Origin of the sequence: Shewanella sp. MBTL60-112-B2 (assembly GCF_019655055.1) — a bacterium.
GTDB lineage: Bacteria > Pseudomonadota > Gammaproteobacteria > Enterobacterales > Shewanellaceae > Shewanella.
Genome location: NZ_BPFA01000034.1, coordinates 39097 through 53222, shown reverse-complemented (window position 1 = coordinate 53222; position 14126 = coordinate 39097). Strand labels below are relative to the sequence as shown.

Annotated in this window: 11 protein-coding genes, 2 tRNA genes and 1 rRNA gene; 4 read left to right on the top strand and 10 right to left on the bottom strand. The window is 44.9% G+C overall.

Going from position 1 to position 14126, the window contains the following annotated elements; translation table 11 throughout:
• The 5 genes from K5Q73_RS18070 to tyrP all read right to left on the bottom strand — a co-directional run.
• A 16S ribosomal RNA gene (locus tag K5Q73_RS18070) occupies positions 1-212 on the bottom strand; the annotation flags it as partial.
• A gap of 934 nt (positions 213-1146) precedes the next feature.
• Positions 1147-2490, bottom strand: coding sequence for an NADP-specific glutamate dehydrogenase (gene gdhA / locus K5Q73_RS18065; RefSeq protein ID WP_220765660.1), 1344 nt, complete (start codon positions 2488-2490; stop codon positions 1147-1149).
• Positions 2491-3200: 710 nt separating this feature from the next.
• A tRNA-Ser gene (locus tag K5Q73_RS18060) sits at positions 3201-3291 on the bottom strand.
• A 790-nt stretch (positions 3292-4081) separates the two neighbouring features.
• Positions 4082-4172 (bottom strand) — tRNA-Ser (locus tag K5Q73_RS18055).
• A gap of 164 nt (positions 4173-4336) precedes the next feature.
• Complete coding sequence (gene tyrP / locus K5Q73_RS18050) at positions 4337-5539, bottom strand: tyrosine transporter TyrP (RefSeq protein ID WP_220765659.1); 1203 nt, start codon at positions 5537-5539, stop codon at positions 4337-4339.
• Positions 5540-5999: 460 nt separating this feature from the next.
• Between tyrP and K5Q73_RS18045 the strand changes: the two genes are divergently transcribed.
• Both K5Q73_RS18045 and K5Q73_RS18040 read left to right on the top strand, forming a co-directional pair.
• Complete coding sequence (locus K5Q73_RS18045) at positions 6000-6491, top strand: TlpA disulfide reductase family protein (protein WP_220765658.1); 492 nt, start codon at positions 6000-6002, stop codon at positions 6489-6491.
• 28 nt (positions 6492-6519) lie between these two features.
• Entirely contained in the window at positions 6520-7044 is a 525-nt protein-coding gene (locus K5Q73_RS18040; RefSeq protein ID WP_220765657.1) for a GNAT family N-acetyltransferase, read from the top strand.
• 65 nt (positions 7045-7109) lie between these two features.
• Here the strand turns inward: K5Q73_RS18040 and K5Q73_RS18035 are convergent, their stop codons facing one another.
• Together K5Q73_RS18035 and K5Q73_RS18030 are read right to left on the bottom strand one after the other, a co-directional pair.
• Entirely contained in the window at positions 7110-7700 is a 591-nt protein-coding gene (locus K5Q73_RS18035) for a hypothetical protein (RefSeq protein WP_220765656.1), read from the bottom strand.
• 162 nt (positions 7701-7862) lie between these two features.
• Positions 7863-8390 (bottom strand): hypothetical protein, encoded by a 528-nt coding sequence (locus K5Q73_RS18030; protein WP_259650852.1) that lies wholly within the window; start codon positions 8388-8390, stop codon positions 7863-7865.
• Positions 8391-8623: 233 nt separating this feature from the next.
• On the opposite strand from K5Q73_RS18030, the gene ubiD reads away from it, so the two are divergent.
• Positions 8624-10105 carry a 4-hydroxy-3-polyprenylbenzoate decarboxylase gene (gene ubiD, locus K5Q73_RS18025; RefSeq protein ID WP_220765655.1) on the top strand — a complete coding sequence of 494 codons (1482 nt, stop codon included), beginning with the start codon at positions 8624-8626 and terminating at the stop codon, positions 10103-10105.
• Positions 10106-10213: 108 nt separating this feature from the next.
• Complete coding sequence (fre, locus tag K5Q73_RS18020; protein WP_220765654.1) at positions 10214-10924, top strand: NAD(P)H-flavin reductase; 711 nt, start codon at positions 10214-10216, stop codon at positions 10922-10924.
• Between the two features lie 142 nt (positions 10925-11066).
• Here the strand turns inward: fre and K5Q73_RS18015 are convergent, their stop codons facing one another.
• The 3 genes from K5Q73_RS18015 to rbsB form a co-directional block, all read right to left on the bottom strand.
• Positions 11067-12074, bottom strand: a complete 1008-nt coding sequence (locus K5Q73_RS18015; RefSeq protein ID WP_220765653.1) for a substrate-binding domain-containing protein — start codon at positions 12072-12074, stop codon at positions 11067-11069.
• 32 nt (positions 12075-12106) lie between these two features.
• Entirely contained in the window at positions 12107-13024 is a 918-nt protein-coding gene (gene rbsK / locus K5Q73_RS18010; RefSeq protein ID WP_220765652.1) for a ribokinase, read from the bottom strand.
• Positions 13025-13175: 151 nt separating this feature from the next.
• Positions 13176-14075, bottom strand: a complete 900-nt coding sequence (rbsB, locus tag K5Q73_RS18005; RefSeq protein ID WP_220765651.1) for a ribose ABC transporter substrate-binding protein RbsB — start codon at positions 14073-14075, stop codon at positions 13176-13178.
• Positions 14076-14126: the final 51 nt, after the last annotated feature.

Here is a 14126-nt window from a genome sequence, read left to right as displayed (position 1 = left end):
CCGAAGGTCCCCTCCTTTCCCCCGTAGGGCGTATGCGGTATTAGCAGTCGTTTCCAACTGTTATCCCCCTCGACTGGGCAGATACCTAGGCATTACTCACCCGTCCGCCGCTCGTCACCTCAGGAGCAAGCTCCCTTGTGTTACCGCTCGACTTGCATGTGTTAGGCCTGCCGCCAGCGTTCAATCTGAGCCATGATCAAACTCTTCAATTAAAGTTTTTTGCTTCATCCACCTTACAAGTAAGGCTAAATCAGCGGCTCAACGAATTCTGTATTACATATTGCTATGAACACTCATTCATTAAGTAATTTTTTGATTACTTCGTGAGAAGTAATTTCGAATAACTTAATCTCTGTGAGTGTCCACACAGATTTGCTTGTCATATTGTTAAAGAGCGTGCCACTTCTATCAAGGCTAAGCCTTTCAAAATGGCGCCTTAGACGCTTAGGTCGTTTGGCTGAGGAGGCGTATTCTACACTTCCTAGTGTCGGCGTCAAGCGCTTATTTTAAGAAGTTTTTCAAGCGATGATTCTTTGTTCACTCTCGTGTTAACAACCATCATTCGAAGCTCTTAAAGCGATTGTCACCTGAGGTTAATTTCCGTAGAAGTTAATCTCTCTAACGCTGCTGCAAGTCCCGTTCTATCTAACCTTTCGTTTAGCTAGTTGGCCTGCTGTGCCGTGTCAGTGGATGCGCATTATAGGGAGTTTTGATCTGAGTGCAAGGGCTTTTTGAAACAAAAATACATTTAATTTTTATACCCTTACAAGGCACAGCCAAGCAACAGTTTACACACAGAGTTATGCACAATCAGCTGCTAATAACTACATTTCTTCGCACTCATTCACTAGTAGCCCCTCACTTTATGGCATTATTCAATACCTGAAAAACTCGGATCGTCCCTTTTCAAGCCCAAAATCAAAAATGATACTTATATAAGCCCATACTTTGACTTTATACCTCTTGTACCAGATAAGATAATGTATAAAGGTAATGTCTTTTCAATTAAACGGCCCAAAGCTAACCTTATCATTTAATACAGTATCGACTCATCCAGCGACCTTCCCATTACAACGGTCTATAGTTCGAAAGATAAAACGAAAAAAGGGCCTAAAGGCCCTTTTCAAAACATTCAATATAGATAGCTTAGTAGACGCCCTGCGCCTTCATCGCATCGGCAACCTTCACAAAGCCTGCAACGTTAGCACCTAACTCATAATTAATATGATTGTCTTCACGGCCATACTGTTCACAAGTTGCATGGATTGAGTACATGATATCTCGTAGACGCATATCCACTTCCTCTCGGCTCCAGCTTAAACGCAATGCATTTTGGCTCATCTCTAAACCTGATGTAGCAACACCACCAGCGTTAGCTGCCTTACCTGGTGCAAATAGCACCTTTGCCTCATGCATTAAAGTGATAGCTTCTGCTGTACTTGGCATGTTCGCTCCCTCTGCGACAATTTGCACACCGTTTTCAATCAACATTACAGCATGTTCAGCATCTAACTCATTTTGAGTTGCACAAGGCAGCGCAACGTCAGCAGCAAATTGCCATGGTGTACCGCCGGTGACATACTCTAGACCATTCTCATAGGCGTAATCGGCAACTCGTCCACGGCGGTCGTTTTTAACTTCCATCAGCTTAGCAAGTTTTTCAGTAGTGAAGCCTTCTGGATCGAACACTACACCACTAGAATCAGATGCAGTAATGACCTTACCACCCATCTCCATCGCTTTTTCGATTGCGTACTGAGCTACGTTACCAGAACCAGAAACGGTAACGGTTTTGCCTTCTAAGGATTCGCCCTTGGCTTTTAGCATAGCTTCAACGAAATACAGCAGACCATATCCAGTCGCTTCAGGGCGGATTAAGCTACCACCGAACGTCAAGCCTTTACCAGTAAACACGCACTCAGCACTGTTGGTCAGTTTCTTCATCATGCCTGTCATGTAGCCCACTTCACGTGCGCCCACACCAATATCGCCTGCAGGCACATCTGTGTCTGCACCTAGGTGGCGATGCAGTTCAAACATTAGAGCCTGACAGAAACGCATGACCTCGCCGTCGCTCTTTCCTTTAGGATCGAAATCGCTACCGCCCTTACCACCACCCATTGGCAATGTGGTTAATGCGTTTTTAAAGGTTTGCTCGAAAGCTAAGAACTTCAGTACCGACTGGTTAACTGACGGATGAAAACGCATACCACCTTTAAATGGACCAATTGATGAGTTGTGTTGAATACGGAAAGCGCGGTTAACTTGCACCTTGCCGCTATCATCTACCCAAGAAACACGGAACTGGATCAAACGCTCAGGCTCAACTAGGCGATCTAAAATGCCAGCATTTAAATATTCAGGGTGGGCAGCAACAAAAGGCCAGATAGAAGTGAGTACTTCTTTAACCGCTTGCAAAAACTCAGGCTGGTTAGGGTTACGCTCAGCAACGGTAGAAAGAAAACTATCAAGAGTCATTTCGCAGCTCATTTTGGTGCTCCAGGGTATACAAAGAATTGAGGTAGCTACTGCTTGGAATGCGTTTAAACATGCCTGCAGTTTATTTTGTGAAATGGTTTATATCAGTAAATGATGGTTAATTAATACAATACTTTACTGAACCTGTGTGACACCTCAAGAAAACCAAACATTCTTACTAGTTGATGATAAATCCTCAATAAAACCACAACTAAAAAGAGAAATCATCAAATCAAATACAGGACACTTTTTATTTTGTGTAAACTTCAGCCGCCACATCTAAATAAACAGCAGTTAATAGCAAGCTCAAGAGGTAAAAGGGAGCCTAAGGATCTCATTTGTAAATCGCTGATAGCAAAAACCCTACTATAAATAGTGGGCTTTTCTGAATGTGGCGCCAAGGGCTGGAGACTTGAACCCTACATATATGCGCTATAAACCCATTGAATTGCAAATACGAAAAAGGGCTTCCGCTATTTATTACAAGAATGGAAGCCCTTTCTCTAAATGTGGCGCTGGGATAGCTAGATCTAAATAATAGGAACCCTAGAGTTCAACTTTATAAATCGTAGATAGCAAAAAGCCCGCTATAAATAGCGGGCTTTTCTAAATGTGGCGAATGGGATAGCTGGTTCTAAACAATAGGAACTAGGGGGTCAAATCAACTTTTTCTGAACATACGAAAAAGGGCTACTCTTTCGAGTAGCCCTTCATCTTGAATATGGCGGAGGGATAGGGATTTGAACCCTAGATGGGCTATAAACCCATGCCGGTTTTCAAGACCGGTGCATTCGACCACTCTGCCATCCCTCCGAACGCCGCTGATAATAGGGATACTCAGCGTCATTGTAAAGCCTATTTTCACCCAACTGGTTAGTTTGCACAAAAACTCAGCGCAACAGGTCCATTTCACCAAAATCTGCTGCAAATCTAATCTAGTTAAGACACCGCAATATGGACCGCTTTCACCACACGCCATCTATACGACTATTCCCCTTGAATAAAAAGTGGAAGCTCCCTCTCTAAATGTGGCAAAGGCATAGCTAACTTTAGTTATCTGTAAATAGCAGGAACCCAGGGGTTCTAATCAGCTTTATATCCGAAACGAAAAAGAGCTCCCTCTCTCTACAATTAAGAAGGAAAGCCCTTTCTCTAAATGTGGCGGAGGGATAGCCAATTCTTAGTAAAGAGTCTAAACAATAGCAACCCTAGGGTTCAAAATGGAACTTCCTAAATGCGAAAAGGCCCCAGCATTTCTGCTGGGGCCTCATCTAAATTTGGCGCTGGGATAGCCAATCCCTAGTAAAGAGTCTAAACAATAGGAACCCTAGGGTTCAGCTTTTATTTGAAAATACGAAATAGGGCTACTCTTTCGAGTAGCCCTTCATCTTGAATATGGCGGAGGGATAGCAGACTTTAAACAATAGGAACCCTAGGGTTCAACTTTATAAAACATAGATAGCAAAAAGCCCGCTATAGATAACGGGCTCTTCTAAATGGGGCGTAGGGATAAGGATTTGAAGCCTACATATCTGCGCTATAAACCCATTGAATTGCAAATACGAAAAAGGGCTTCCATTACTGGAAGCCCTTTCTCTAAATGTGGCGGAGGGATAGGGATTTGAACCCTAGATGGGCTATAAACCCATGCCGGTTTTCAAGACCGGTGCATTCGACCACTCTGCCATCCCTCCGAACGCCGCTGATAATAGGGATACTCGACTTCAATGTAAAGTCTCTTTCGACTCAAGTGCCTAAAAAACCAGCCAACAATGCAAAATAATGCTTAGTTAGCTGATTTTTAGTCAATTACCACTCAAAATCAGCTGAACTTCTTGGCTTTTAACCTATCGACCCATCAACCAACTGAAGGTAGCAGGTTAAACATCTGCATCAATTGCACACTGATAATCAATACACCAGCTAAGCCTGCCGCAACTAAGCCTACCTTGCCGCCTTTTACTCTGTATCCCTGTAAACCGACCTGCTTACGCTGTGCCGTAACCATAGCGACTGGCAGAAAAACAGCCAGAATGACCAAGGCAAAGGCTGCGTAACCTAATGCGGTAATAAACCCTTGAGGGTAGAACAGAGCAAAGCCTAATGGTGGTAAGAAAGTCACTAAGCCAACCTGCACTCTATGGCTAGCCTTGGTGCTGCGCTTAAGTAGATCAGAGATGAAGTCGAATAGGCCTAGGCTTACCCCAAGGAAAGAAGTCGCTAGCGCTAAGTCGGCAAAAATAGATACCGCATTAGCAATCATCGGATTGTCTAACATTCGACTTAAAGAAGCGATAAAGCCATTCAAACTTTGGCTGCCCATTAAGTCTTCCTGAGGCAATACGCCATGACTAGCTAGCATCCATAGTAGGTATATCATCAATGGCAATGCAGAGCCCACAACGATGATCCAGCGTAACGCCTTAGTATCTTTACCTAAATAACGTACAACCGATGGAATAGAGCCATGAAAACCAAAAGAGGTGAAGATAACAGGTAATGACGCGAACACTAAACCTTGGTGAACAGGAAGCTCGACTAGGTTTTCTACCGACACATGGGGTAAAAGCAGGAACAGCATGACCACTAACGCAATCAATTTAAGCGAAAACAAGCTGCGGTTTATCAGATCCACCGAACGAGTACCGATGGCTACCACTGTGCCTATCAATAAGGTAAAAATAATTGATCCAGCTTGCATTGGCAGTTCTAGTCCAAACCAGCTGGTTAATTTACTGTGGATCTGTTCGCCTCCCCCTGCAATGTAGGCGGCGCATAACGCATAGAATAGAAACATCATCGAAAAGCTGGCAATAAGCTGCCCTTTTCGCCCTAATAGCTTATGCGCCAAGGTATGTAAGGTCGCATCAATAGGGGCGTGTTGATGTACTTCAATCATCAGCAGCGCGGTATAGGTCATTAGTGACCAAATCAGTAGCATGATGATGCTAGCCATACCAAAGCCAAGACCCGATGCGGCCAAAGGTAATGCCAGCATTCCTGCGCCAATTGTTGTACCAGCAATAATTAGCATGCTGCCGAAGGTTTTACTTTTGTTCATTTATGGTGTTCCAAATATATGAGTTTGAGTTCGGAACAGGCTTTGATGGTGGCCGACTTCCGAAAGAAATGGAATTGCCACAATGGAGTGATTTAAAACATGAGGGGGGATGAAAATAACCTCTATCTACGCCATTGTGGCTATCGATAGTAGTAAGCCTGAACGAGTGTTAACAACACGTGACCTTCCTTAATAAATTCTGTTAATCAAACACTTATGCAACAGCAAATTAGATATAAGACCACGATAGGATGTACTCGAACTGCTGTCAACAAACATATTGGATTTATTGTTAATAAATAGACACCAAACGCTCAGCCCTAGAGCTTATGTACATGCTGTAGTTATACATTTACTGGAAGCTTTGATAGCTTAGCATTATTAAGGTTACCACTTACCTTGCTAACTCACCTTTAGCCATCTATTTGGTTTGCAGGTTTTATAATAAAAAAGGATCGTAATGAAAGCCTTTAAATCCCTCATATTAAGCCTACTTGTTATTGTTATAAGTGGCTGCGCTAACACAGCTAAACAGCCTCAGTATCTCACCTATGTCAAACCTGGAGATCATGTTCCCATTAGTCAGTTTGTCGATACTCAAGGCAACAATATTGATTTAAGCCAATCAAGTAACAACAAGCTACTCATCCTATTTGCGACTTGGTGCCACGACTCTCAACGCACCATGACACTTTTGGAAAACTCCAATATTCACCTAAGCCCTAACATCGACATAATAGGTATTGGTCGTGAAGAAACGGTAGCAGCGCTCAATACTTTCGCCGTCGAATACGAGTTAAACTTTTCCTTAGTCGCCGATGAAGATCGCGCCATCTACTCGCAATTTGCTAATAGTGGGATCCCAAGATTGATCTTGTTAGACGCTGATAATAAAGTGGTTAAAACGATTATTGGTGAAACAGACAATCCAATAAAAGAAGTCGTATGGTAATTGCAGAACAAGGAGACAAGGAAAGCCCATGAGCAAAATCATTACCGAGACGCCGCGACTAATCATTAGAGAGTTTAATCTTGACGATATTCAAGCCGTCTATGATTTCAACGCCGATGAAAGAGTCAATCTATACACAGGCGATGCCGGAGTCGTTAAGTCACTAGCCGATGCCGAGCGCATTATTCGCGATATTTGGCTCAATGAATACTTACAGTTTGGCTACGCTCGTTGGGCGGTAGTATTGAAAGAAAGCAATAAGGTGATTGGTTTTTGTGGCTTTAAAAACGATTACCGAATTGATGAAACGGATATAGGCTACCGCTTTGCACCTGAATATTGGGGCCAAGGTTTTGCCACCGAAGCAAACCAAGCCTGTATTGAGTACGCTAAAAACCATATGGATTTAGATTATATTGTTGGCGACGTGGTTGAACGAAATCACGCCTCTATCAATGTACTGAAAAAGCTTGGCATGACCTTCAATAAAAAGTTTCAAGATCTGGGGTTCATCATCCAACGGTATGATATGTATTTAAAAAGCAAAGCCTAACCAAAAATAAAGCCCAATCAATGATTGGGCTATATTTTATCGACTTTAGCCAATGGTAAGCTGCGCTAACTGGCGATCTCTTTAATACCTAAGTGACTGCCACTAAGAGCAGACGGCGTTAAGCTATGTAAATGTTGAATAAGTTTAAAGCACAACTCAATATATTGAATCGCTTCCGCCCTACCTACCTCATATCCCACCGCATGGGCAACCCGATTACGCAGCTGGCGCAATTCACTAAAGAGCTTGCCTTGCTTGGTATTAATCAGCGCTTCGCTGATCAAAATATTCTCGATATGCTTATAGCGGGTATTTTTATCTAAGCTGATGTTGTCGCAGTGAGACTTAATTAATTGCTCCGCCGCTAAATCCACCTGCTCCCAAGCTTCAATAATGGCTGAGTTAGGTAAACTATTAGCTGAAGCAATAAGTTGCGACTTTTTATCTGTTTTAAGCTCAGGAAAAACCCCTTGCGCTTGCTGCGTCACCGCTTTTAAACCTTGACCAAACTCGACCTCTAAGTCTTTGAACTTGAGCTTTTTCGCTAAGGGGATCAACTTCGATAATGGCCGCTTTAAACTGAGCACTGCAAACACCAGTACTGCCGGCCAGATTAATTTATCCAGCAGCTCAATTGTAAATTGCATCCAGCTCATTTAAGTCATCCTTCCATGTTATGCCGTTAACTTACTTCTCAGATTAACAAGTTTTTTGGCCTGAATAAAATAGCCCCTTTGCGGCTAATTTATCTTTGTTAGACACCCTTTGGTTAAGATCTCCTTAAATAAGTTCTTTTTGGCAAAGTCATTTATTAGCTGTTATTTATTTCCAGTTACTTTCTGGTAAGTATTTGTATTCCAGTCAAACATATACTCAACTCCTTGCCACTCATACACTGTACGACCATCTTTTTGGATCACTCGTGCATTATCAGGGAGACGTGTTAACCCTGTTGAATAACTCACGCTGGTAGTAATACGCTCCGGCGGCCTAACCACCTTAGGTTCAGGTGCTTTATAGCTTTGCCTATCATAACGGTAAGGCGAGTAATAACGGTTGTTATAACCATAAGGGTAACGCCAGCGAGAACCCACTCCCCAGTTATAACCGGGTCGCCAGCCTGGCCTGTAATAACCATTTCGATACGGATAACCGTACCAGCTGTTAGACACGCCTACATTCCAGCGCCAAGGATCGCGGTAATCATAATTACTCCAGCCAAGACCAACACTGACATTGCTTATCACTTGCGAGCTGGCCAATGCAGCCACTGGCTTTGCCGTTACCAACATGGCAGCTAAACCTAATAAGACGGTAAAGTAACAGTGCAGTTTATGGATCTTCATCGCTATTTTCCTCTGTTGTAACAACTCAACAAACATGAATGGCGTTAATTCAGTTTACGCTCAAATAACGACTAAACCAATGCCACAAGCTAATACATTTGCTGCGCACATATTTGCTTCAGTAAAGCCTGAAATATATCCAAGTCGCGCATTGATGAACAAGCGTTTAACGCACGTTGGAATAGTGCTATAGTGCGCGCCATATCACAGTTTATAGCGATGAGAATTCCCCTATGAGTTTTAAGGATTTACGCAGCTTTATAGACCACTTAGAAACCAATGGTGAGCTTAAGCGTATTAGTCATCCCGTCGATCCTCATTTGGAAATGACAGAGATAGCCGATCGTGTATTACGCGCCAAAGGTCCAGCTCTGTTATTCGAAAATCCTGTCGGCAACGACATGCCTGTGCTAGCTAACCTTTTTGGTACCCCAAAACGCGTAGCCATGGCATTAGGTAAAGAAGATCCTCTCGCGCTACGCGATGTAGGTGAACTGCTGGCGTTTTTAAAAGAGCCTGAGCCACCACGAGGTTTTAAAGACGCTATTTCAAAAATCCCTATGTTTAAGCAAGCCTTAAACATGCCGCCAAAAACCGTACGCAATCCTCCTTGCCAACAAGTCGTTAAAACCGGCGAAGATGTCGATTTAACTAAGCTGCCTATTCAGCACTGTTGGCCTGGCGACGTGGCGCCACTGGTAACTTGGGGCTTAACCATCACTAAAGGGCCACGCCAAAAGCGCCAAAACTTGGGCATTTACCGCCAGCAATTACTCGGTAGAGACAAGTTGATTATGCGCTGGCTTGATCATCGCGGCGGCGCATTAGACTTTAAAGATTTCAAAGAGAAGCACCCAGGTGAACGCTACCCTGTAGTCGTGGCGCTAGGCGCCGATCCGGTAACCATTCTGGGTGCGGTAACACCAGTACCTGATGCCATGAGCGAATACGCTTTTGCTGGGCTGTTACGTGGTGAACGTACTGAAGTGTGTAAAGCATTAAGCTGTGACTTAGAAGTACCGGCCACCAGCGAAATCATCTTGGAAGGCTATATCGATCCTGACGAGACGGCTGAAGAAGGCCCATATGGCGATCACACAGGTTACTATAACGAAACCGACTCATTCCCAGTGTTTACTGTGACCCACATTACTCACAGAAAAGATGCCATTTACCACAGCACCTATACCGGCCGACCACCTGATGAGCCTGCTATGTTAGGTGTAGCATTAAACGAAGTGTTTGTGCCAATTTTACGTAAACAGTATCCAGAAATTATCGACTTTTACTTGCCGCCTGAAGGCTGCTCGTATCGTATGGCGGTTATTTCGATCCGTAAACAATATCCGGGTCACGCTAAACGAGTGATGATGGGGGCTTGGTCTTTCCTACGCCAGTTTATGTATACCAAGTTTATTGTTGTGGTTGATGAAGACGTCAACTGCCGCGACTGGAACGATGTGATCTGGGCGATTACCACCCGTATGGATCCAAAACGTGACACGGTAATGATAGAAAACACCCCAATCGACTATCTCGACTTTGCCTCACCAGTTGCAGGTCTAGGGTCAAAAATGGGGATGGACGCTACCAATAAGTGGGAAGGTGAAACCGACCGCGAATGGGGCACGCCAATTGTTATGGATGAAGCCGTTAAGCAAAAAGTTGATGCCATATGGGATGAACTTGGCATTGACGATGCGCCAACCCTGTAACAATAATGCACTTTGCATTAGTTAATCATTATATTGCCTATCCCACTTGGTAGGCAGATAAACCTAGACTTAATAAGCCTCCAAAGAGAGGCTCATCAAGGAATAAAGATGAACACCATTAGCTGTACCATTGAAAAAGTAGCGCCGTTTAATAACGCGGTGTTTCAAGTTATTTTAAAGCCAAGTATCGCTTTTAATTTTAAAGCAGGCCAATACCTTTGCGTGGTTATGGGCGAAAAAGACAAACGCCCATTCTCTATCGCTTCGGCACCAGATGCCGAACATATTGAGCTGCATATCGGTGCCGCCGTTAGCGAAAGCTACCCTATGCAAGTGGTTGAGCGCTTAAAAGAATGCTTAGCCACAGGTAGCAGCATTGAGATTGAAGTACCTGGCGGTGATGCTCACCTGCGAGCAGATAGCGTTCGCCCTCGCCTGCTAATTGCTGGCGGCACTGGTTTCTCTTATATCAAGAGTATTGTTGAGCAGAAGATTGCTTTAGGCCAAGATATTGAAACCACATTGTACTGGGGTTGTCGCAACCAAGATGCGATGTACTATGAAACTATTGCTCGCGAATGGCATGACGCCCACCCATGGCTGAACTTTATCCCGGTTATCGAAGAAGCAACTGATGATTGGAAAGGTAAAGAAGCTAATCTGCTTGAGCAGATCAAAGACGACTTCACTAGCCTGAAAGGCTATGACATCTATATTGCAGGGCGTTTTGATATGGTTGGCGCTGCGCGTGAAGTGTTCCGTACCATGGGCGTTGAGGAAGATCACCTCTACGGTGATGCATTCGCGTTTATTAAGTAATACCAATCAGTATAAATAGGTCGTAAGATCAACAAAGGCGAGAGGATGCATAATCCACTCGCCTTTTTTATCGTGCTTATCGCAACTTAATTTCTAGTTCTGGTTCTAGTTCTAGCTCTAGCTTTAGTTTCGAGTTCGGCTGCTATGCCTTGCTTGCCACGCTGGCGCGCTCAGTCACTCTTGGTTCAATGTCCATAAATTGCGGTGGTAAGCTTGGGTCGTGCAAACGCGCAATAAGCGCATTAACTGCGGCGGCGCCTAGGCGCGCTTTCGATTGATGAATACTGGTTAGCGCTGGAGTCATAAATTTAGCCAGCTGAATATTATCGTAACCGATAACCGATAACTGCTCAGGGATTTGCACTCCTGTGCGCTGGGCTTCATGCAGTACACCAATCGCCATCATGTCATTACACACAAATAACGCGCTCGGTAATTTGCCTGCAGCTTGTAGATTAGCAAATGCCGCCTTGCCACCCTCGGTTTCAAAGTTACCCTCCACCACCCAATCAGGGTTAATCGGTAAATTCGCCGCCGCCATAGCATCCACAAAACCTTGGTAACGTAAATCTGCCTGCTGGCGATTACGCGGACCGGTAATACAACCGATTTGGGTGTGGCCATTATCAATCAAATATTGCGTCGCCAATATGCCACCTTGGCGCGAGTGGCCTTGAATTTTGTCACAAGGAAACTCCACTTGGCCCCAATCCATTACCACAACTGGTAAACCACCCAATCGGCGATACAGCAGAGCATCGTCGCCTTCGAGCATGGCGCACATCATGATTAAACCATCGACGCGACGCTCAATTAAAGTGGTAAGCGAACGCTTAAGGCGCTGGGCATCGCCCTCGGTATTACACAGAATAAGGTTATATCCCTGCTGATAACAGGCTTGCTCAACACTGCGCACCACTTCGGCATAAAACGGGTTGGTTGAGGTGGTCACCAACATGCCAATAGTTTTAGTACAGTTCTGTTTAAGGCTGCGAGCCACCGCAGAAGGGCCATGATAATTTAACTGCTGCGCGGCTTCTTGCACCCGCTTGGCAATATCGTCACTTACAAAGCGAGTACCATTCATCACATGGCTGACTGTCGATGTAGATACGCTGGCAAGTTTGGCAACATCTTTCATGGTGGCCATGGGCTAACTTCCTATCTTGTCACTTATATTAATTACTGCGCTGCTAAAAACTGCTCAACTTCATCTCGTGATGGAATTGAGGTTTGCGCGCCAAAACGGGTTACCGAAATAGCCGCTGCGCCGTGAGCAAATACCACTGCATCTTCGATAGCCTTGCCTTCAAGTAATCCCGTCACAAACGCGCCATTGAAGGTATCACCTGCAGCAGTCGTATCGGTAGCCTTTACCTTAAAGCCAGCAATGATGCTACCTGTACCTTGCTCACTTAAGTACACACCTTTAGCGCCGAGAGTGATCATCACAGTCGCAATGCCTTTGCCGTGCAACACTTTAGCGGCTTTGGCAGCGCTATCTGCGTCAGTCACAGCAACGCCGGTTAGCACTTCAGCTTCCGTTTCGTTCGGGGTAATGATATCAACCATGGCCAAGAGTACATCAGGTAAGCTGCGCGCAGGGGCGGGATTTAATACCACCTTAGTCTTTTTCGCTTTAGCAATACTCGCAGCTAGTTCAATACCCGCCAATGGCGTTTCGAGCTGCATCAACAGATACTCGGCTTGCTCAATTTTTACCGAATGCTGCTCAACTATCTCTGTGGTTAATGCATCGTTAGCCTCAGCTGCGATACAAATGCTGTTTTCTCCACAGTCACTCACTTGAATCATCGCAATGCCCGTTGGGGTATTCTCAACCATGTGTACTGCCGAAATATCCATGCCATCGTTTGCAAACGTCTGGCGAATGTTTTGACCAAAGCTATCATCACCTACGCAGGCAATAAAGCCGATATCGGCATTTAATCTTGCAGCGGCAACCGCCTGATTGGCGCCTTTACCACCAGGGATCACTTGGTAATTACGGCCATGTAGGGTCTCACCCGGACGAGGGAAAGAAGGTACTTGAAGAACATGGTCGGCATTGACACTGCCTAAAACGATTAGCTGAGACATTTCCATTTTCCTTGATGACCTCTGAAGCAGTAACCAAACTCATAATGATGTTAGGCTCAGAGGAAAAATACGCCAATGATGATAGTTCACTTGGCGCGCACGTTAACGTGCACATTTTAATGCACGCTAGTGTGACAAATTATCAGTAAGATTACTGTGTTTGAGTAATGATTTTTAGCGCAACAGGTATCGATTTTTCAACCACTTGGCCTTTTAAGACTCTATCTGCGATCATTATCGCCGTTGCACCGAGTAACTCTGGTTGCTGGGCAACGGTTGCCGACAGTTGCTGACGCCTAACCGCCGCTATGCCCTCATCGGTGCCGTCAAAGCCAATCACCATAATATCTTTACCCGCGGCTTCAATTGCTCGCAGCGCACCTAAGGCCATTTCATCGTTTTGGGCAAACACCGCTTGTACATCACCATTGGCTGCCAGCATATTTTCCATCACGTTTAAGCCTTTTGAACGGTCAAAGTCCGCAGGCTGGCTAGATAGCATCTCTAAGTTGTTGGCTGTCACTGCGTTGTTAAAACCTTCACCGCGCTCACGTGCTGCTGATGTACCCGCTATGCCCTCAAGCTGAATAACCTTGGCATTCTGACCTAGCTTTTGCGCAATAAACTGCCCGGCAAGTTCGCCACCAGCAATATTGTCAGAAGCGATATGGCTGACGATATCGCCGCGCTCTGCGGTTCTGTCTAATGTCAGTACCGGAATGTTGGCGCGGTTGGCTGTGCGAATGGCATTGGTTACTGCTAGCGCATCGGTTGGGTTAATCAATATCGCTTTCACGCCGCGCATCGTCATATCTTCAACGTTAGCCAGTTCTTTACTCGGATCATTTTGCGAGTCCAGCGTAATCAGCTTGTAGCCTAACTCAGCCGCTTTTGCCTCAGCGCCATCTTTCATGGTCACGAAAAAGGGGTTGTTCATTGTCGACAGCACAATAGCAATCGCATCTTGAGCGCTAGCGCTAAAAGGCGCACTAGCAGACAGCAATGCAACCGATAACAGAGCAGAGGCTTTAAGATTAGCAAGTCGCTTCATGGTAAACCTTTTCAATTCGGAAAATACAACAAGACAGCACGCTAAGCGCAC

What these genes read in the sequence shown, in the direction of transcription:
- gdhA (WP_220765660.1), bottom strand. Translation starts at nt 2,490, where the DNA reads ATGAGCTGCGAAATGACTCTTGATAGTTTTCTTTCTACCGTTGCTGAG.
- tyrP (WP_220765659.1), bottom strand. Translation starts at nt 5,539, where the DNA reads ATGAACAAAAGTAAAACCTTCGGCAGCATGCTAATTATTGCTGGTACA.
- K5Q73_RS18045 (WP_220765658.1), top strand. Translation starts at nt 6,000, where the DNA reads ATGAAAGCCTTTAAATCCCTCATATTAAGCCTACTTGTTATTGTTATA.
- K5Q73_RS18040 (WP_220765657.1), top strand. Translation starts at nt 6,520, where the DNA reads ATGAGCAAAATCATTACCGAGACGCCGCGACTAATCATTAGAGAGTTT.
- K5Q73_RS18035 (WP_220765656.1), bottom strand. Translation starts at nt 7,700, where the DNA reads ATGAGCTGGATGCAATTTACAATTGAGCTGCTGGATAAATTAATCTGG.
- K5Q73_RS18030 (WP_259650852.1), bottom strand. Translation starts at nt 8,390, where the DNA reads ATGAAGATCCATAAACTGCACTGTTACTTTACCGTCTTATTAGGTTTA.
- ubiD (WP_220765655.1), top strand. Translation starts at nt 8,624, where the DNA reads ATGAGTTTTAAGGATTTACGCAGCTTTATAGACCACTTAGAAACCAAT.
- fre (WP_220765654.1), top strand. Translation starts at nt 10,214, where the DNA reads ATGAACACCATTAGCTGTACCATTGAAAAAGTAGCGCCGTTTAATAAC.
- K5Q73_RS18015 (WP_220765653.1), bottom strand. Translation starts at nt 12,074, where the DNA reads ATGGCCACCATGAAAGATGTTGCCAAACTTGCCAGCGTATCTACATCG.
- rbsK (WP_220765652.1), bottom strand. Translation starts at nt 13,024, where the DNA reads ATGTCTCAGCTAATCGTTTTAGGCAGTGTCAATGCCGACCATGTTCTT.
- rbsB (WP_220765651.1), bottom strand. Translation starts at nt 14,075, where the DNA reads ATGAAGCGACTTGCTAATCTTAAAGCCTCTGCTCTGTTATCGGTTGCA.